Consider the following 18,641-nt stretch of genomic DNA (forward strand, 5'->3'; position numbering starts at 1 on the left):
AAGACACAAGAGCGCAGACCCGATTCGCAAGTGGCGGCACGGAAGCGGAATGAGCACCGAACAGATACCGTCCGGGCGAGCCCGGAGCAATCCGCTGGCACCACCCGCCTGGCTGCTCAACGGGCTGCGGCCGAGTTCCGCGCCCATCCCCTGGGCGGCCGTGGCACGCGCGGGCATCGCGATGGCCGCCCCGCTCGCCGTCGGCTTCGCCCTCGACGAACCCGAGTACGGCGCGCTCGTGTCCATGGGCGCCCTGTCCGGGGTCATCGGCGACACCGCCGACGCCTACCGGATGCGGATCCTCAACATCGCCGTCCCGCAGCTCGTGGGAGCCGTCGGCGTGGCACTGGGCACCCTCGTGTTCGGGCACGGCTGGCTCGCCGTCGGCCTGCTCACCCTGATCGCCCTGGTCTCCGGGATGATCTCCTCGATCGGCACGGTCGCCTCCGTGTCCGGGCTGCTGCTCCTGCTCTACGCCGTCGTCGGGGCCGGGCTGCCGATGCCCGAGCCCTGGTGGACCGCGCCGCTGCTGCTCAGCGCGGGCGGCCTGTTCGTCCTCCTGCTGACCCTGCTGGGCTGGCCGCTGCGCGGGCGGCAGCCGGAGCGGGCGGCCGTCGCCGCCTGCTACCGGGCACTGGCCGACACCCTGGAGGCCGCGGGCGGACCCGCGTACGAGGAGCGCCGTCAGCAGCTCACCCACGCCCTGAACCAGGCCTACGACCTCGTCCTGGGCCGACGGGCCCGGGTGCACGGGCGCAGCCCCTCGCTGGTGCGGCTGCTGGCCCAGCTCAACGTGCTGATCCCGCTGGTCGAGGCCGCTCCCGCCGCGCACCTGCGCCGCAGACCGCTGCCGCCGGAGATCCCGGCGGCCGTACGGGAACTGGCGGCGGCCGTCGAGGAGGGCCGCACGGGCACACCCGTACTCGACCTGCCCGAACCGCACGTCCCGTCCGAGCGGGCCCTCGACGCGGCCCTGCGGCACGCGGCGACCATCGTGCTGCTGGCCGAACCGGACCCGTACAACGTGGACGACCGGCTCGGCCGGCCCGCCGCGCTGCGGATCCGCGCCCGGCGGGCCGTGCGCGACATGATGCTGTCCCCGGCCTCCTGGCGGTACGGGCTGCGGCTCGCGCTGTGCATCGGGCTGGCGCAGACGCTGGTCTCGGTGGTGGAGATCGAGCGCTCCTACTGGGTCGCCCTCACCGTCACCTTCGTGCTCAAGCCCGACTTCGGATCCGTCTTCTCCCGCGCCGTGCTGCGCGCGCTCGGCACCGCGGGCGGGCTGGTCATCGCCGCCGCCGTACTCGCCGAGGTGCCGCGCGGCTGGTGGGACGTACCGGTGATGGTCGTGCTCGCGGCGCTCATCCCCGCCTTCTCCGCCAAGGGGTACGCCTTCCAGACCGCCGCGATCACCCCGGTGATCCTGCTGCTCTCGGACCTCCTCAACCACCAGGGCTTCGACCTGATCCGGCCCCGGCTGCTGGACAGCCTGATCGGTTGTGCCATCACCCTGGTCGCGGGGTACCTGCTGTGGCCCGAGAGCTGGCGCACCCGCATCGGCGACCGGCTCGCGGACGCCGTGGACGACGCCGCGCGGTACGTGGAGCGGGCGTTCGGCGGCCACCCCGAGACCGAGGCGGGGCCGGGGGCGGCGCGGACCGCCCGGCTGCAGGCCCGGCGGCGGATCTACCGGGACCTGTCGAGCCTGCGCAGCGAGTTCCAGCGGGCCCTGACCGAACCGCCGCCGATGGGGGCGCGGGCCGCCGCCTGGTGGCCGCTGGTCGTCGCCGTCGAACGGATCGTGGACGCGACGACCGCCGCGCGGGTCCGGGTCAACCACGGGGCCGCGGCGCCCGCACCCGGAGAGGTCGACGCGGTCACGCGACAGCTGCGCGCCCTGGCCGACGGGGTGCGCAGCAGTCCGACCCCGGTACGGGTCGACGTACCGACGGAGGGCGACGAGTCCAGCGTGCTGGCCCCGGTCCGCCAAGAGGTGTCAGCAGCCCGGGCCATTGCCCATCCGGGGGTGTGACGCACCGCCTCCGCCGCCCCTCGGCGCCAACCACACCGGGACCCGCGCCGGCTTGTTCAGCCTCGCCGGCGTTTGAGGCGCGGGGTCTGGGGCGGAGCCCCAGGTCTGTGACCGGGGCCGGGCGGAGCCCCGGGGCGGCGGGACCCGGTCACCCGCACGGCCCTGTTCCCGGGCCGGAGGCCGAACGGCGGGGGAGCATCGGTACATGCCCAGCTCCCGCTCCCTGCCCGGCCTCGCCGCCATCCTGGCGGCCTTGGCGGCCACAGGCGGCTGCGCGGACGTGGAAGGGCTGCGCAACGACGGGGATCTCGGAACCGTGCACGCGCCGCAGAGCCTGTGGACGAACATCCGGCCCGACCCGCCCGAGCCGGGGCAGAAGCCGGGGACGGCCGCCGTCGTCCCCGGGCTGCCCAAGGTCACGGACCTGAGCATGCGGGGCGTCGACGCCGTGGCCGTCATACGCGCCGACGTCACCGCCGCCACCACCCAGGACGGCGGCACCGGACGCCTCGTGGACCCCCGCGCCATCCAGCGCATCGCACTCTGTACACAGGCTGTGGACGGCGGCCCGGACTGCCCGGTGCGCCCCGCGGTCCTGCACGACGTCACCGGCAACGGCAAGGACGAGCTGATCACCGCCCTCGACATCGACGGCCGCCTGAGCGAACTGCGCGTCTACACCGTCCGGGACGACGGGACGATCGCCCGGATCCTGTCCCGCAGCGCGGTACTGGAGGGCGTCGAAGTGGCCGCCGAGCACCTGGCCGTCCGCGAGCCGACGTCGAACCCGAAGTACGTCGCGGTCTCCGACTACGTGTGGGACCCGGACGCCGGGATCATGAACCTGTCCCAGCTCACCCTCGACGAATGCTCCGGGACCAAGACCAGCTCCACCCCCTGCACCCGGCCCGCGGCCTGAGGAGGCGGCGGCCGATGCGGGTGACGAGCAGTCTGCGCTGGAAGATCGCCCTGACCACCACGGCCGTGTGCTGCGCCGTCGCGGCGGCCCTGGGGATCCTCGTGCACAACGTGGTCGCCCGGCAGATCGTCGGCGAGGTGCGCAAAGACGTGGACCGCGACCTCGACCACGCCCTCGGGCACTACCAGTACGGCACCGCGCACGGCGATGTGAACGTCGCCATGGACTCCCCCGAGCTGCCCGGGCCGCTGCGGGACCTGGTCTCCCGCGGGCTGACCGGCAGCATGGTCGGCACACACGCCGGCAAGCCCGTCATGTGGGCGGCCGGCCCCGCCGACCACCGGTCCCTCGCCGTCTGGCTCCCGTACGAGAACACCCGCGCCCGGCTGCGCGACATGGACACCGCGATCCTCGCCTCCTCGGTGCTCGCCGCCGGCGTGGTGGCACTGGCCGGCCTCTTCCTGGCCAACCGGATCAGCCGCCGCCTGCGGACCGCGGCTGCCGTGGCCCGCCGGATCAGCGCCGGGGACCTGGACGCCCGGGTCGGCTTCCCGGCGGACGAGGACGACCGCCGGCCGGCCCGCTCCCGCGACGAGGTACGGGACGTGGCGCAGGCACTGGACTCCATGGCCGCATCGCTCCAGGGCCGGCTGGAGGCGGAGAAGCGGTTCACGGCCGATGTCGCGCACGAGCTGCGCACCCCGCTCACGGGGTCACTGGCCGCGGCGGCCCTGCTGCCCGAGGGCCGCCCCAAGGAAATGATCAACGACCGGCTGAAGGCCCTGCACCTGCTCACCGAGGACCTGCTGGAGATCTCCCGGCTGGACTCGGGCGTCGAACAGGCCGACGTGAGCCGTGTGGAGCTCGGCCGGGCGGTCGAGCGCGCCGTGGCGGGCACCCGGCTGGCCGCCACGGTACGGGTGGTCCGCGACGCGGTGGTGCTCACCGACCGGCGCCGACTGGACCGGATCCTGGCCAACCTGCTGGTCAACGCCCACAAGCACGGGCAGCCGCCGATCGAGGTGAGCGTGGCCGGCCCGGTGGTGACCGTGCGCGACCACGGGCCCGGCTACCCGCCCGAGCTGATAGAGCAGGGACCCCGGCGCTTCCGTACCGGGGACCCGGGACGTGGGCGCGGCCACGGGCTCGGCCTGACGATCGCGGTCGGCCAGGCGGCGGTGCTGGAGATCTCGATCGGCTTCTCCAACGCCCCTGACGGGGGCGCGGTGACCACCCTCCGGCTGCCCGTCGGGCGCCTGCCGGAGGGCAGTTGACCGGGCCCGTGGCGATGTTTCACGTGAAACAGCCCGGTTGACCGGGTCGGGCCCGGTCAACTGAGCATGCTCCTCGGCCGGGTCAGAGGCCGATGTTCTTGCCGTCCTTGCGCCAGACGGACACGACCGCCGGGCGGACGATCTTGCCGGGGCCGTCGGGCCACACCGACTGCGGCTTCTCGACGGACGCGCCGTCGATCTCGCCCGGGTGCTGGACGGAGACCAGGACGCGCTTGTCCTGGACCAGCGGGCCGCAGGTCTCGGCGCCGCGCGGGACGGTCAGGAACTGCTTCAGCTCACCGCGGCGGTCCCCGGCGGTCGCGACGCCGAACAGGCCGTCGTGCGAACCGAGCTGGTTTCCGTCCGTGGAGATCCACAGGTTGCCGTGCGGGTCGAAGGTGACGTTGTCGGGGCAGGAGATGGGGCTGACCTTGTCCTTCGGGAAGCCCGCGAAGTAGGTGGCCGGGTCGTTCGGGTCACCGGCGACCAGGAAGAGACGCCAGGCGAAGCCGTCACTGGCCGGGTCGTCGAAGTTCTCGGCGAGCTCCAGGATCTGGCCGTGCTTGTTCAGGTTGCGCGGGTTGGCCTCGTCCGCACCGGCCTTGCCGGCCTTGCCGCGGTCGGTGTTGTTGGTCAGGACGACGAAGACCCGGCCGGTGCGCGGGGAGGGCTCGATGTCCTCGGGGCGGTCCATCTTGGTGGCGCCGACCTTGTCACCGGCCTGGCGCGTGAAGACGTACACCTCTTCGGCGGTCATGCCCTCGACGTGCGAGACGCTGCCGGAGGCCGTGGCGGTGGCGAGCTTGATCCAGACACCGGAGCCGTCGAACTCGCCGTCGGAGGGGAGCTTGCCGGAGCCGTCGAACTCGGCGGCCGGGGAGTCGCCGGTGAGCTTGGCGACGTAGAGGGTGCCCTCGTCGAGCAGCGTGAGGTTGTGCTCCTTGGCCGCGCGCGAGTTGCCCTTCTTCATCTGCTTCGACGAGACGAACTTGTAGAAGTAGTCGAAGCGCTCGTCGTCGCCCATGTAGACGACGGGGCGGCCGTCCTCGGTCAGGCGGGGCTGGGCGCCCTCGTGCTTGAAGCGGCCGAGCGCGGTGCGCTTGCGGGGGGTGGAGTTCGGGTCGTACGGGTCGAGCTCGACGACCCAGCCGAAGCGGTGCGACTCATTGGGCTCCTGCGTGCAGTCGAAGCGCTTGTCGAACCGCTCCCACTTGCGCTCGGTCTCGCCGGTGGTCACGCCGTAGCGCTTGAGGCGGGCGGCCTCGGCGGGGTCGGTGACCTTGGCTGCGTTGGCGAAGTACTGGTTGAAGTTCTCCTCGCCGTGGAGGGTGGTGCCCCACGGGGTGGTGCCGCCGGAGCAGTTGTTGAGCGTGCCGAGCACCTTGGTGCCGGTGGCGTCGACGGAGGTCTTCAGCAGCGGGCTGCCGGCGGCCGGGCCGGTCAGCTTGAACACGCTGGTCGCGGTGAGACGGCGGTTGAGCTGGTGGCGGGTGACCGCGGTCAGCTTGCCGGAGCGGTGGTCCTCCTGGACCACGACGATGCCGAGGCCGTGCGCGGCCCAGGCGATCTCCACCTGCTCGCGGGTGGGGTTCGCCGGGTCGTAGCCCTTGAACATGAGGTTCTCGTCGGTGTACTCGTGGTTGGCCACGAGCAGCTGCTGGCGCTCGTAGTCGCCGCCGAGCGGGAGAAGGCTCAGGAAGTCGTTGTTGTAGCCGAACTGACCGGCCTGGGCGGCGGCGGTCTGCTTGTCGGGGTTGAAGCCCGGGGCGCCCTTGACGATCGGCTCGCCCCAGCGGATGACCACGTTCTGCTCGTGGCCCTCGGGGACGGTGACCTGGTCGTTGGTGTTCGGCGCGACGGCCTTGAAGCGCAGACCGCGGGCGCCCTCGGCGTTGGCCTGGGCCCCGGCGCCCTGGGCGTCGGGGGTGGGGGTCGCGTGGGCGGAGGAGCCGTTGCCGCCGAGGGTCACGGCGCTGCCGGCGGCGGTGGCGACCGTCACGACGGCGGCGGAGCGCAGCATCGAGCGGCGGGAGTAGGCGCGGGCTATGACGTCGCCGACGTACTCGTTGTCGCTGGTGTTCGGCACCTCGTGGAAGCAGGCGTCGCCGCAGCGGTAGCGGCAGGTGAGGGCGGAACGGCCGCCCCCATGCGGGTTGCCGATGAGCGGCAGGAGCTTGCGCACGAGTGTCCTCCGTAGATGCACGGTCCCCGACAACGTGTCGGTCGAATCCAGCCGTGACGCTAGGCGCGGGTTGCGCCGAAGCGGCGGCGGCGGGATGAACGGCCGGTGAACCCGGCACGTCGGAGCGGCAGTTCGGCGGCGCGGCGGATCTGTTTGGGCCTTGGGCGCCACGAAAGGTGCCCCTGCCGAAGTTCCAGCCAAGGGGCCGATAACCTTACGTGTCCACTCTGGGCAGGGATCTACCGCGCAGCACGGACAAATGACGCACGCACTCATGCGAAAGGCCTGGCCCATGGGTATTCGGAGCTTGTTGCGCAAGGTGTTCGGACGGGCTTCGGAGCCGGTTCCGGATTCGGCTGACGCCCCTTCGGCGGCCCTTCCGAGCCAGGCGGAACGCACCCCCCTGGACGCGGCGGCCGAGTTGGTGGCGGCCGCCTTCGACAATCCGACCGTTCCGCCGCAGTCCGCCCCGCGGGACCGCGAGCCGGGCACACTGCTGACGGCCGTGGCGCCGGCTCCGGACCCCACGGTCCCGGAAGCCCGCCGGGCGCCTGTGCCTCCGGCGGTTCAGCCGGCCCCCACCCCGGCCCCCGTCGCGCCGGTGGCTGCCGCCACCGAGCCGGAGGCCGAGCCCGTCGCGGCTCCCGCCGCAGCCGAGCCGGAGGCCGAACCGGCCGCCGAGACCGAGCCCGTCGCGGCCGTCGAGCCCGAGCCGGTGGCTGCCGCCGCCGAGCCGGAGCCCGAAGCTGTGGCCGAGGTCGTGGCCGAGCCCGTCGCGGCTGCCGCCGAGACCGAGCCCGTCGCGCCGGAGGCGGAGCCCGTCGCGGCCGCCGCCGAGCCGGAGACCGAAGCTGTGGCCGAGCCGGAGGCCGAACCGGCCGCCGAGGCCGAGCCCGTGGCTGCCGCCACCGAGCCGGAGGCCGAAGCTGTGGCCGAGCCCGTGGCTGCCGCCGCCGAGCCTGAGCCCGAAGCTGCGGCCGAGGCCGAGGCCGAGCTCGTCGCGGCTGCCGCCGAGGCCGAGGCCGAGCTCGTCGCGGCTGCCGCCGAGGCCGAGGCCGAGGCCGAGGCCGAGGCCGTGGGGCCCGCTGTTGCCGCGGTTGTGGTGCGGCGGCGGGCGGCCGGGGTGGCCGCGGCGTACAAGGCCGCGGGGCAGGTGCTCCGGGGGAAGGGCAAGGCCGGGGCGCGGGCCAAGGTGTACCTCGTGCTCGACCGGTCCGGGTCGATGCGTCCGTTCTACAAGGACGGCAGCGCCCAGCACCTCGCCGACCACGCCCTCGCCCTGGCCGCGCACCTCGACGAAGACGCCACCGTGCACACGGTCTTCTTCTCCACGGACGTGGACGGCACCGCCGACCTGACCCTCGACGGCCACGACGAGGCCTGGGTCGAGGCCCGCCACGCCGAGCTCGGCCGGATGGGCCGCACCAGCTACCACGTGGCGGTGGAGGCCGTCGTCGAGCGCTACCAGAAGGACGGCGGCGAGGGCCCGGCCCTCGTCGTCTTCCAGACCGACGGCGCCCCCGACAACCGCCAGCCGGCCAGGGCCGCCCTGGCGGAGGCCGCCGCCACCGCCCCCGGGATCCACTGGCAGTTCGTCGCGTTCGGCGACCACGACGCCAAGGCCTTCGACTTCCTGCGCAAGCTGGACGCCGAGAACGCCGGCTTCTTCCACGCCGGCCCGGCCCCCCGTGAACTGACCTCCGCCGCCCTCCTCAAGGGCGTCCTGGAGCGGTTCTAGTCCAGAGAGCAGGAAGGGCCCGGGATCCTCGATCCCGGGCCCTTCCTCATGTACCGAGTACTCGTACCGACTACCGCGCGGCGTCCGGGTGGACGGCCTCCGCGATCGGCTTGGCGTCGGCCGGCTTCGTCTCCACCGGCTTGCGCAGTGCGATGTTCAGCTCGCGCAGGCGGGACTCCTCCAGCACCGTCGGCGCGCCCATCATCAGGTCCTGCGCGTTGCCGTTCAGCGGGAAGGCGATGGTCTCGCGGATGTTCGGCTCGTCGGCCAGCAGCATCACGATGCGGTCGACGCCCGGGGCGATGCCACCGTGCGGCGGGGCGCCGAGGCGGAAGGCGCGCAGCATGCCGGCGAACTCCCGCTCGACGGTCTCGGCCTCGTAACCGGCGATCGCGAAGGCCTTCAGCATGACCTCGGGCTCGTGGTTGCGGATCGCGCCGGAGGACAGCTCGATGCCGTTGCAGACGATGTCGTACTGCCACGCCAGGATGTCGAGCGGGTCCTTCTCCTCCAGGTCCTTCATGCCGCCCTGCGGCATGGAGAAGGGGTTGTGCGAGAAGTCGATCTTGCCCGTCTCCTCGTCCTTCTCGTACATCGGGAAGTCGACGATCCAGCAGAAGCGGAAGACGTTCTCCTCGAACTGGCCCGCGCGCTTGGCGGCCTCGACGCGCACGCCCGACATGATCTTGGAGACCTCGTCGAACTCGCCCGCGCCGAAGAACACCGCGTGCCCGGCCGCCAGACCCAGCCGCTCGGTGAGGACCTTGACGTTCTCCTCGGTGAGGAACTTGGCGATCGGGCCGGTCAGCGCGCCGTCCTCGCCCACGCGGACCCAGGCCAGGCCCTTGGCGCCCAGCGAGATCGCGTACTCGCCGAGCCCGTCGAAGAACTTGCGGGGCTGCGCGGCGGTGTCCGGGACGGCCAGCGCGCGCACGTGCTTGCCGGCGAAGGCCTTGAACTCCGAGCCCTCGAACACGTCGGTGATGTCGACGAGCTCCAGCTTGGAGCGCAGGTCAGGCTTGTCGTTGCCGTACTTCAGCATCGACTCGCGGAACGGGATCCGCGGGAAGGGGGAGGTGACCTCGCGGCCGCCGCCGAACTCGGTGAAGAGCTCGGTCATCAGGCGCTCGATCGGCTGGAAGACGTCCTCCTGCTCGACGAAGGACATCTCGACGTCGAGCTGGTAGAACTCGCCCGGCGAGCGGTCGGCGCGGGCGTCCTCGTCGCGGAAGCAGGGCGCGATCTGGAAGTAGCGGTCGAAGCCGGAGATCATCAGCAGCTGCTTGAACTGCTGCGGCGCCTGCGGCAGGGCGTAGAACTTGCCCGGGTTCAGGCGGGACGGGACGACGAAGTCACGGGCGCCCTCGGGGGAGGTCGCGGTGAGGATCGGGGTCGCCATCTCGTTGAAGCCGAGGGCCACCATCTTGTGGCGGATCGCGGCGATGACGGCCGAGCGCAGCATGATGTTGCGGTGCATGCGCTCGCGGCGCAGGTCGAGGAAGCGGTACTCCAGGCGCCGCTCCTCGTTCACACCGTCGTCGGTGTTGATCGTGAAGGGCAGCGGGGCGGCCGCGCCGAGCACCTCGACCGCGGAGACCTCGACCTCGATCTCGCCGGTGGCCAGCTCCGGGTTGACGTTGTCGGCGCCGCGGGAGACGACCTTGCCGTCGATGCGGACGACGGTCTCCTTGGTGACGCTGCTCAGCGCCTCGTTCGCGGCGGTGCCGGGACGGGCGACGAGCTGCGTGATGCCGTAGTGGTCACGGAGATCGATGAAGAGGATGCCGCCCAGGTCTCGACGATTGTGCAGCCAGCCGCTCAGCCGGACGTCGGCGGCGACGTCGGAGGCTCGGAGCTCGCCGCACGTGTGGGACCTGTACCGATGCATCAGTCATCCAGTTCTTCGCGATACCAAGGTGGATTCAACCGTCCCAAGGTTACCGTCCGGGCGGGGCACCGCGCGGGCGCGCCCGGCGGGGGTGGTGAACAGGCACGTCAGGCGTATGACCTGTAAAGATGACCGGGTGCGCACCGAGGATGTCCTGGCCGCCATCGCGACCGGCCTGTGGCGATGGGACAACGCCTCCGGGACGGTCACCCTCGACAGCGAGGCCGCCCGGCTCCTCGGCCTGCCCGCCGAGCCCGTGGTCCTGCCCGAGGTGGCCGTGCGCTCGCGCTTCCACCCGGTGGACTGGAACGAGATCAACGGCATCGTGAACCTGGCGGTGGCCGAGGACACCCTCGCCGAGGCCCGACTGCGGATCATGGACGAGGACGGGCGCGTGCTGCGCACCGTACGCAGCCGCTCGAAGCCCCTGGAGAACCGAAGCCCGGACGGCCGCGTCGACTACGAGCTGATCGGCACCATCCAGGAGATCGCCGAGCCCCAGCCGGGCACCACGGCGGTACACACCCCCATCACCGGCGACTGGCGGCGCTCCCGCGAGGCCTTCCTGCTGGACGCGGGACGCGCGCTGGCGGAGGCCCGCTCCACGGCGGAGGTGCTGCGGGTCGCCGCGTCCCTGTCCATGCCCGGGTTCAGCCCCGACGGGCTGGCCGTCTTCGGCGTGGCCGGCGACCGGCTGTCGATCATCGGGCACCACGGGCACGACTCCGGGGACGAGGGTCCCTTCACGGACATGCGGCTGGAGACGGACTATCCGGCCGCGGAGGTGGTGCGCACCGGACGGGCCATCTATCTGCCCACTCCCGAGGACTACAAGCGGCGCTTCCCGGCCACCTGGCCGCTCGCCCAGCGCTTCGACCGGGCCTCCTGGGCGTTCCTCCCGCTGATCGTGGCCGGGCGGACCATGGGCGCCTGGATGGCCGCGTTCAAGCACCCGGTGTCCTTCTCCCCCGACGAGCGCTCCGTCCTGACGACGGTGGCCCGGATGCTCGCCCAGGCGCTCCAGCGCGCCGGGGTGGCCGAATCCGAGCGGGAACTCACCACCGGCCTCCAACGGTCGATGATGCCGCAGCTCGGACCGGAGATCCCGGGCATGCAGCTGGCCGCCCGGTACGTCCCGACCGGCGGCGGGCTCCAGGTCGGCGGCGACTGGTACGACATGATCCCGCTGCCCTCGGGGCGGTTCGCCCTGGTCATCGGGGACGTCCAGGGCCACGACGTACGGGCCGCCGGGCTGATGGGCCAGCTGCGGATCGCGGTGCGGGCGTACGCCTCGGAAGGCCACCGCCCCGACGCGGTGCTCTCGCGCGCCTCCCGCTTCCTGGCCGGGCTGTGCTCCTCGCAGGAATCGGACTCCGGCGAGGACCCCGACTTCCCGAGCCCGCGCTTCGCGACCTGCCTGTACGTGGAGTGCGACCCGGAGACGGGGCTGCTGGAGGTGGCCCGGGCCGGCCACCCCGACCCGGCGATCCGGATGACGGACGGCACGGTCCTGATGCGCCCGACCGCCGGGGGCCTGCCGCTCGGCATCGTCCCCGACACGGACTACCCGACCACCCGGTTCACGCTGGAGCCCGGCGAGACGATGATGCTGTGCACCGACGGGCTCATCGAGACCGGCGGGCACGACCTGGACACCGGCTGGGCCCGGCTGCGGGCCATCCTGGAGTCCGACACGCACGACGACGAGAGCCTGGAGAAGCTCGCGGACCTGCTGGTCCAGGCCGTGCACGGACCCTCCTCGCACCACACCACCGGCCCGCTCGCCGACCGCCGCGAGGACGACATAGCCGTCGTCCTGCTGTGCCGCGAAGGCGCCGGCCGCGACTGCGGCACCCCGCTGCTGCACCCCGCGCGCCCGAGCCGGCGCACGATGCTGACCGTGGCCCAGGCCGAGCCGGAGCGGATCGCCGGGGCACGCCGACAGATCCGGGAGCTGCTGCACGACTGGTCCGACCCGGATCAGGTGGACTCGGCCGTACTGATGGTCTCCGAGATGGTCACGAACGTACTGATGCACACCGACGGGGACGCGCTGCTGGTCGCGGAGGCGGTGGGCGAGCTGGGCGGGCGCCGGCTGCGCATCGAGGTCGCGGACAAGAGCGACGAGCTCCCGCACAAGCGGCATCCCGGGGAGATGGCCTCCAGCGGGCGGGGCGTCCTGCTGATGGAGATGCTCGCCGACAACTGGGGCGTGGACCCGCGCGGCGAAGGCAAGTCGATCTGGTTCGAGCTCCACGAGCAGTCCGCACAGCCGGACGCCGACCCGCTGGTCTGAGCCCCGGGCGGCCCGCCGCACCGTGGTTGGATGTTGCGGTGCCGCCTCCCCCCGCTTCGCCGAACCCCCTGCTTCCCGAGCCCGTACGGCGGCTCGCCGCGTGGTGCGCGGTCGCACTCCTCGTCACCGGGGTGGCAGCGGTGGCCGTGTGGCTGTGCGTCGTCTTCAAGACCGCCGTCACACCCGTGCTGCTCGCCCTGCTCGGGACGGCGCTCCTCGGGCCGCTGCACCGCCGCCTCGTGCGGATGAAGCTGAACCGCTCCCTCGCCGCCGGGCTCACCTGCCTCGCCGTGATCGCGGTCGTCGGCGGGGCCTCGTACGTCGTCGTACACGCGCTGATCAGCACCGGTGACGAGATCGCCGGCTCCCTCAAGCGGGCCGGCCAGGGCCTCGCCGGGCACTTCGGGGCCGCCGGGACCTCGCTCCAGGACCTGGCCGCCAACGCCAAGGACCTGCTCGCCAAGTTCGGCGGCACGGCCGCCTCCGGGGTCATCACCGGCATCAGCGTCGTCGGCGAGATGATCGCCACCACCATCCTGGCGCTGCTGCTGATCTTCTTCTTCCTGCGCGACTCCGACCGCGCGGCCGGCGCCCTGCGCTCGCTCGCGCCGCGCGCCACCGGGGACACCGTCGAAGCCATGGCCCGACGCGCCTTCGAGGCCGTCGAGGGGTTCATGCGCGGAACCACCTTCATCGCCGCGATCGACGCCGTCTGCATCACCGTGGGACTGCTGGTGCTGCGCGTACCCGGGGCGGTGGGGCTCGGCGCGCTGGTGTTCGTCGGCGCCTACATCCCGTACCTCGGCGCCTTCATCTCCGGGGCCGTGGCGGTGCTCGTCGCCTTCGCCGACCGGGGGTGGGTGATCGGGCTGTGGGCGCTGGGCGTGGTGCTCGCCGTACAGGTGCTGGAGGGACACGTGCTCCAGCCCATGATCCAGAGCCGGACCGTGCAGATGCACCCGGCCGTGGTGTTGCTCGCCATCACGGCCGGGGCGAGCGTCGCCGGGATCCTCGGGATGCTGCTCGCCGTGCCGCTGACGGCGGCCGCCTTCGGGGTCGTCTCGGAGCTGCGGGCCCGGTACGCCGCCGAGGCGCCCGGACCCGTACAGGACTGACTTCCCTCTACTTCGTGCGGGCGGTGGTCGGGATGGTCCCGAGCCGGCCGGCCTGGAAGTCGTCGAAGGCCTGCTGGAGCTCGTGCTTGCTGTTCATGACGAACGGACCGTAGTGCGCCATCGGTTCCCGGATCGGGCGCCCGCCGAGCAGGACGACCTCCAGGTCCGGGGCGTTGGAGTCCTGGGCCTCGTCCGCCCGGATGGTCAGCGAGCCGCCCTCGCCGAAGACCGCGGTCTGCCCGGTCTGGACGGGCCGCCGGTCCTCGCCGACCGAGCCGCGCCCGGCCATGACGTACGCGAGGGCGTTGAAGTCCTCGCGCCACGGCAGGGTGATCCGCGCTCCCGGCGTGATGGTCGCGTGGACCATCGTGATCGGGGTGTGGGTGATGCCCGGGCCCTCGTGGCCGTCCAGTTCACCGGCGATCACACGGAGCAGGGCGCCGCCGTCCGGCGTGCTCAGCAGCTGGACCTGGCCGCGGCCGATGTCCTGGTAGCGCGGGGGCATCATCTTGTCGGAGGCGGGGAGGTTCACCCACAGCTGGAGGCCGTGGAAGAGCCCGCCGGACACGACGAGGGACTCCGGCGGGGCCTCGATGTGCAGGAGGCCCGAACCGGCGGTCATCCACTGGGTGTCGCCGCCGTTGATGACTCCGCCGCCGCCGTTGCTGTCCTGGTGGACGAAGGTTCCGTCGATCAGGTACGTGACGGTCTCGAAGCCGCGGTGCGGGTGCCAGGGGGTGCCCTTGGGCTCGCCCGGGGCGTACTCCACCTCACCCATCTGGTCCATCATGATGAACGGGTCGAGGTACTGGTAGTTGATCCCGGCGAACGCGCGGCGCACCGGGAACCCCTCGCCCTCGAAGCCCCCGGGAGCGGTCGTGACGGCCAGCACCTTGCGGGCGGCGGTCTCCTGGGCGGGCTCGGCGACGCGGGGGAGCGTCAACGGGTTCTCCACAGTCACTGCAGGCATGGTCGGAACCTCCTTCTGCGTCGAGTTTAGTTGAAACTCGAACTTTCGGCCACACCCCACAGAACAGAGAGGGCCCCGGGGGAATTCCCCCGGGGCCTGGGCGTCAGTGCACGGGCGCCTACGGCTCGATCGAGACCGAGTTGAACGGGGTCATCTCGACCACCGCGGGATGGCCGGGCCAGACCGCGAAGTCGCAGTTGGTGCCGTTGGTGTTCCGGCACAGCCAGATCTTCCACCCGCCGGTCTGGCTGTTCACGACCAGGTGCCGGCCCCAGTAGTCGTAGATCGGGTAGGCGCCCCGCTGCCGCCACTTGTCGCGGATCCCGCTGGACGGGGTGGTGCCGTGGTAGATGCAGGCGTACCCGCTCGGACAGACGGTCTCGGTGGCTCCCGTGGCTCCCGTGGCCCCCGTGGCCTCCGCCTGCGCAGGACCAGCCGCCAGGACCCCCGTACCCAGCGCCATGAACCCGGCAGCCGCCGCCGCGGCGAGCTTGTTGCGTAACGACATCCTTGACATCGCAGCCTCCCGGTCTGCAGAAGCGGGATTCCCCCGCGGCACCCACTGTCGGCCCGCGGTGCGCAGCGCCGCGATGGTTTCGGCGGTGGCCGAAACGTCAGCCGCCGCTGTGCAGGAGGTCCACTCCCAGGCCGGTGGCCGAGTGGAGGACCGCCTTGCCGTCGCGCTCGGTGGTGATGAGCCCGGCCGCGCGCAGGGTGCGGGTGTGCTCCGAGACCGAGGGCAGGCTGATGTCGAGGTCACGGGCCAGCTCGGTGGTGGTGCGCCGCTCCACCAGCAGTTGGAGCACGGCTGCCCGGGTCCGCCCCAGCAGCGCGTCCAGCGCCCCCTCCGCCCGCGCCTGCGCGACCATCGGCAGCGGTGTCAGCGCCGGGTACAGCAGTACGCGCGTCCCGTCCGGCCCGTCCGGGCCCTCCGCGAGCAGCGGCCGCCCGGTCCAGAACGGGGACGGCATCAGCATCAGCCCGCGCCCGCCGAGCCGGGTCTCGTACTCGGGCGGCAGCCCGACCTCGAAGGCCGTGCCGGACCACCCCGCCAGGGGGTGGGTGCTGGCCAGGCAGGCCCTGATGCCGTGGGCGGCCAGCAGCCGGGTCCGCCAGGCCACGTCGGCCTGGAAGGACTGCCGGATCCGCGGCCAGTGCGGGGCGATGACGACCTCGTACGCCGAGCGGATCGCCCCGTCGAGCAGCCCCCACGCCTCGCGGTCCAGACCCCACAGCGCACGCACCCAGGAGGCGGATCCGGGGGCCCGCGCGGCGACCCGGCCCAGCGCGCCGGGGTCGAGGCCGGGGGCGGCGTCCCGTACGGCGGCCAGCCCCTCCTCCAGCGTGCGCGCGTACGGCTCGACGAACTGCGGGTTGTCCCCGTCCGGCCGCAGCAGGTCCAGCAGCGGGCGCACCCGGCCCGGCAGCTCCCGGCCCAGGCGCCCGCGCCAGCGGCCGAAAACCGCCTGCTCGTCCGTGCGCTGCCAGGCGATCAGCGCCATCGCCAGCTCCACGAGGGGCAGCGGCTCGCTCGCGAAGGTCACATTGAGGAGGTCCTCGGCCGTGAAGTGCACCCGCAGCATCGCCCGCCCGCCCCCCTCAGCCGGGTCCGGCGACCTAGCCGTACATGCGGCGCATCGCGAAGTCGACCATCTGTTCGACCGCCTTCGCGTCGAAGACCATCCGGTGGTCACCCTCCATGTCGAGGACGAAGCCGTAGCCGGTCGGCAGCAGGTCGATCACCTCGGCGCCGGTGATCACGAAGTACTTGGACTCCTTGCCGGCGTACCGGCGCAGCTCCTTGAGCGTGGTGAACATGGGGATCACCGGCTGCTGCGTGTTGTGCAGCGCCAGGAAGCCCGGGGTCTCGCCACGCGGGCAGTAGACCTTCGAGGAGGCGAAGATCTGCTGGAAGTCCTCGGCGGACAGCGACCCGGTCGTGAAGGCCCGCACCGCGTCGGCGAGCGACGGCGGCGAGGGCTCGGGGTACAGCGGCTGCTCGCCGTACCCGCCGGCCATCTGCTGCGGGGCGGCGTACTGCTGCTGCCCCGCGCTCACGTTCTGGTCGTAGCCGTACATGGGCCAAAGCCTACCGAGCGGCCGCGGGCCCCAGGACACCCATTCCGGCCAGGGCTTCCGGCAGCCCTCGAGCGTTTCTGGCTTGATGCTGGTCACAGTCGTCGAGCAAGGGTTGATTCTTATTACCCGCGGGTAGCATCATGCTGTTACCGATTGGTATGTACGAGGAACCTGTCTCCCCGAGCCTTAACGGAGCCGTCGCCATGGGGCACTACAAGTCGAATCTCCGCGACATCGAGTTCAACCTCTTCGAGGTACTCGGCCGCGAAAACCTGTACGGCACCGGTCCGTTCGAGGAGATGGACACCGAGACCGCCAAGAGCGTCCTTTCCGAGCTGACCCGCCTCGCCGAGAACGAGCTGGCCGCCTCCTTCGAGGACGCCGACCGCAACCCGCCGGTCTTCGACCCGGCCACCAACACCGCGCCGGTCCCGGCCTCCTTCAAGAAGAGCTACGAAGCCTTCATGGAGTCGGAGTACTGGCGCCTGGGCCTGCCCGAGGAGATCGGCGGCACCACCTCGCCCCGCTCCCTCATCTGGGCCTACGCGGAGCTGCTGCTCGGCGCGAACCCGGCCATCTGGATGTACTCCTCGGGCCCGGCGTTCGCCGGCATCCTCTTCGAAGAGGGCAACGAGGCGCAGAAGAAGGTCGCCCAGATCGCCGTCGACAAGCGCTGGGGCTCCACCATGGTCCTCACCGAGCCGGACGCCGGCTCGGACGTCGGCGCCGGCCGCACCAAGGCGGTCCAGCAGGCCGACGGCTCCTGGCACATCGAGGGCGTGAAGCGCTTCATCACCTCCGGTGAGCACGACATGGAGGAGAACATCCTCCACTACGTCCTCGCGCGCCCCGAGGGCCACGGCCCCGGCACCAAGGGCCTGTCCCTCTTCCTCGTCCCGAAGTTCCACTTCGACTGGGAGACCGGCGAGCTGGGCGAGCGCAACGGCGTCTACGCGACGAACGTCGAGCACAAGATGGGCCTCAAGGCCTCCAACACGTGCGAGATGACCTTCGGCGACCAGCACCCCGCCAAGGGCTGGCTGATCGGTGACAAGCACGACGGCATCCGCCAGATGTTCATGATCATCGAGTTCGCCCGGATGATGGTCGGCACGAAGGCCATCGCCACCCTCTCCACCGGCTACCTCAACGCGCTGGAGTACGCCAAGGAGCGCGTGCAGGGCCCGGACCTGGCCAACTTCATGGACAAGACCGCGCCCAAGGTCACCATCACGCACCACCCCGACGTGCGCCGCTCGCTCATGACGCAGAAGGCGTACGCCGAGGGCATGCGCGCCCTGGTCCTGTACACCGCCTCCGTCCAGGACGAGATCCAGCTGAAGCAGGCCGCGGGCGAGGACGCCTCCTCCCTCGTCGGCCTGAACGACCTGCTCCTGCCGATAGTGAAGGGCTACGGCTCGGAGAAGTCCTACGAGCAGCTCGCCCAGTCCCTGCAGACCTTCGGTGGCTCCGGCTACCTGCAGGAGTACCCGATCGAGCAGTACATCCGGGACGCCAAGATCGACACCCTCTACGAGGGCACCACGGCCATCCAGGGCCAGGACTTCTTCTTCCGGAAGATCGTCCGCGACCAGGGCGCCTCCCTGAACGTCCTCTCCGAGACGATCAAGAAGTTCCTGGCCGAGGCCGTCGGCGGCGAGGAGCTGGCCGGCGCCCGCGACGCGCTCGCCAAGGCCGCCGTCGACCTGGAGGCCATCGTCGGCCAGATGATCGTCGACCTCACCGCCACCGGCGAGGACGTCAAGAACATCTACAAGGTCGGCCAGAACACCACCCGCCTGCTGATGGCGTCCGGCGACGTCGTCGTGGGCTACCTGCTGCTCAAGGGCGCGGCCGTGGCCGCCGAGAAGCTGGCCGGCGCCTCCGCCAAGGACGTGCCGTTCTACACCGGCAAGATCGCGGCCGCGAAGTTCTTCGCCGCGCAGGTCCTGCCGGGCGTCTCGGTCGCCCGCTCGCTCGCCGAGAGCGTCGACAACTCCCTCATGGAGCTCGACGAGGCAGCCTTCTAGTCCGTACGCGGTGTACGTACGCGGCGGCGGCCGGACCCTCGGTACGGGGGGGCCGGCCCCCCGGGTTGGCCCCGGGTAAGGGGTGAATGGTGGGGCGGAGGGGAGTTTGGCCACGCGG

General features: G+C 71.9%; 13 protein-coding genes. 7 read left to right on the plus strand and 6 right to left on the minus strand.

Translation table 11 applies throughout. The features are described from left to right. Positions 1-49 precede the first annotated feature (49 nt). The 3 genes from ACFWBF_RS27310 (at position 50) to ACFWBF_RS27320 (ending at position 4,225) form a co-directional block, all read left to right on the plus strand. Positions 50-2,032 (plus strand): FUSC family protein, encoded by a 1,983-nt coding sequence (locus ACFWBF_RS27310; RefSeq protein WP_385606535.1) that lies wholly within the window; start codon positions 50-52, stop codon positions 2,030-2,032. Between the two features lie 205 nt (positions 2,033-2,237). Continuing rightward, positions 2,238-2,951 (plus strand): hypothetical protein, encoded by a 714-nt coding sequence (locus ACFWBF_RS27315; protein WP_385606537.1) that lies wholly within the window; start codon positions 2,238-2,240, stop codon positions 2,949-2,951. Between the two features lie 14 nt (positions 2,952-2,965). Then, positions 2,966-4,225, plus strand: a complete 1,260-nt coding sequence (locus ACFWBF_RS27320) for a sensor histidine kinase (RefSeq protein ID WP_385606539.1) — start codon at positions 2,966-2,968, stop codon at positions 4,223-4,225. 82 nt (positions 4,226-4,307) lie between these two features. Here ACFWBF_RS27320 and ACFWBF_RS27325 read toward each other — a convergent pair whose 3' ends face one another. Then, positions 4,308-6,407 (minus strand): PhoX family protein, encoded by a 2,100-nt coding sequence (locus tag ACFWBF_RS27325; RefSeq protein WP_385606540.1) that lies wholly within the window; start codon positions 6,405-6,407, stop codon positions 4,308-4,310. Between the two features lie 292 nt (positions 6,408-6,699). On the opposite strand from ACFWBF_RS27325, the gene ACFWBF_RS27330 reads away from it, so the two are divergent. Then, positions 6,700-8,145 carry a VWA domain-containing protein gene (locus ACFWBF_RS27330; protein WP_385606542.1) on the plus strand — a complete coding sequence of 482 codons (1,446 nt, stop codon included), beginning with the start codon at positions 6,700-6,702 and terminating at the stop codon, positions 8,143-8,145. A 70-nt stretch (positions 8,146-8,215) separates the two neighbouring features. Here the strand turns inward: ACFWBF_RS27330 and aspS are convergent, their stop codons facing one another. Further along, on the minus strand, positions 8,216-10,033 hold the full coding sequence (gene aspS, locus ACFWBF_RS27335; RefSeq protein ID WP_385606544.1) for an aspartate--tRNA ligase: 1,818 nt from the start codon (positions 10,031-10,033) through the stop codon (positions 8,216-8,218). Positions 10,034-10,169: 136 nt separating this feature from the next. On the opposite strand from aspS, the gene ACFWBF_RS27340 reads away from it, so the two are divergent. Both ACFWBF_RS27340 and ACFWBF_RS27345 read left to right on the plus strand, forming a co-directional pair. Then, a complete protein-coding gene (locus ACFWBF_RS27340) occupies positions 10,170-12,329 on the plus strand; it encodes a SpoIIE family protein phosphatase (RefSeq protein WP_385606546.1) in 2,160 nt (719 codons plus the stop codon). Positions 12,330-12,367: 38 nt separating this feature from the next. Then, on the plus strand, positions 12,368-13,444 hold the full coding sequence (locus ACFWBF_RS27345) for an AI-2E family transporter (RefSeq protein WP_385606548.1): 1,077 nt from the start codon (positions 12,368-12,370) through the stop codon (positions 13,442-13,444). Positions 13,445-13,451: 7 nt separating this feature from the next. On the opposite strand, the gene ACFWBF_RS27350 is transcribed toward ACFWBF_RS27345, so the two are convergent. The 4 genes from ACFWBF_RS27350 to ACFWBF_RS27365 all read right to left on the minus strand — a co-directional run bounded on the left by ACFWBF_RS27350 (position 13,452) and on the right by ACFWBF_RS27365 (position 16,493). Next, the gene (locus tag ACFWBF_RS27350; protein WP_385606550.1) at positions 13,452-14,414 is read right to left on the minus strand and encodes a pirin family protein; all 963 of its coding nucleotides are present in this window, start codon (positions 14,412-14,414) and stop codon (positions 13,452-13,454) included. Between the two features lie 118 nt (positions 14,415-14,532). After that, a complete protein-coding gene (locus tag ACFWBF_RS27355; protein ID WP_385606552.1) occupies positions 14,533-14,922 on the minus strand; it encodes a hypothetical protein in 390 nt (129 codons plus the stop codon). A gap of 106 nt (positions 14,923-15,028) precedes the next feature. Next, positions 15,029-15,997, minus strand: a complete 969-nt coding sequence (locus tag ACFWBF_RS27360; protein WP_385606553.1) for an ArsR/SmtB family transcription factor — start codon at positions 15,995-15,997, stop codon at positions 15,029-15,031. Between the two features lie 34 nt (positions 15,998-16,031). After that, positions 16,032-16,493 carry an SseB family protein gene (locus ACFWBF_RS27365; RefSeq protein WP_385232359.1) on the minus strand — a complete coding sequence of 154 codons (462 nt, stop codon included), beginning with the start codon at positions 16,491-16,493 and terminating at the stop codon, positions 16,032-16,034. Between the two features lie 203 nt (positions 16,494-16,696). Here ACFWBF_RS27365 and ACFWBF_RS27370 point away from each other — a divergent pair, with 203 nt between their 5' ends. Continuing rightward, on the plus strand, positions 16,697-18,523 hold the full coding sequence (locus ACFWBF_RS27370; protein WP_385606557.1) for an acyl-CoA dehydrogenase: 1,827 nt from the start codon (positions 16,697-16,699) through the stop codon (positions 18,521-18,523). Positions 18,524-18,641: the final 118 nt, after the last annotated feature.

Origin of the sequence: Streptomyces sp. NPDC060028 (assembly GCF_042736725.1) — a bacterium.
Taxonomy (GTDB): Bacteria; Actinomycetota; Actinomycetes; order Streptomycetales; family Streptomycetaceae; genus Streptomyces.

What these genes read in the sequence shown, in the direction of transcription:
- ACFWBF_RS27310 (WP_385606535.1), top strand. Translation starts at nt 50, where the DNA reads ATGAGCACCGAACAGATACCGTCCGGGCGAGCCCGGAGCAATCCGCTG.
- ACFWBF_RS27315 (WP_385606537.1), top strand. Translation starts at nt 2,238, where the DNA reads ATGCCCAGCTCCCGCTCCCTGCCCGGCCTCGCCGCCATCCTGGCGGCC.
- ACFWBF_RS27320 (WP_385606539.1), top strand. Translation starts at nt 2,966, where the DNA reads ATGCGGGTGACGAGCAGTCTGCGCTGGAAGATCGCCCTGACCACCACG.
- ACFWBF_RS27330 (WP_385606542.1), top strand. Translation starts at nt 6,700, where the DNA reads ATGGGTATTCGGAGCTTGTTGCGCAAGGTGTTCGGACGGGCTTCGGAG.
- aspS (WP_385606544.1), bottom strand. Translation starts at nt 10,033, where the DNA reads ATGCATCGGTACAGGTCCCACACGTGCGGCGAGCTCCGAGCCTCCGAC.
- ACFWBF_RS27350 (WP_385606550.1), bottom strand. Translation starts at nt 14,414, where the DNA reads ATGCCTGCAGTGACTGTGGAGAACCCGTTGACGCTCCCCCGCGTCGCC.
- ACFWBF_RS27355 (WP_385606552.1), bottom strand. Translation starts at nt 14,922, where the DNA reads ATGTCGTTACGCAACAAGCTCGCCGCGGCGGCGGCTGCCGGGTTCATG.
- ACFWBF_RS27360 (WP_385606553.1), bottom strand. Translation starts at nt 15,997, where the DNA reads ATGCTGCGGGTGCACTTCACGGCCGAGGACCTCCTCAATGTGACCTTC.
- ACFWBF_RS27365 (WP_385232359.1), bottom strand. Translation starts at nt 16,493, where the DNA reads ATGTACGGCTACGACCAGAACGTGAGCGCGGGGCAGCAGCAGTACGCC.
- ACFWBF_RS27370 (WP_385606557.1), top strand. Translation starts at nt 16,697, where the DNA reads ATGGGGCACTACAAGTCGAATCTCCGCGACATCGAGTTCAACCTCTTC.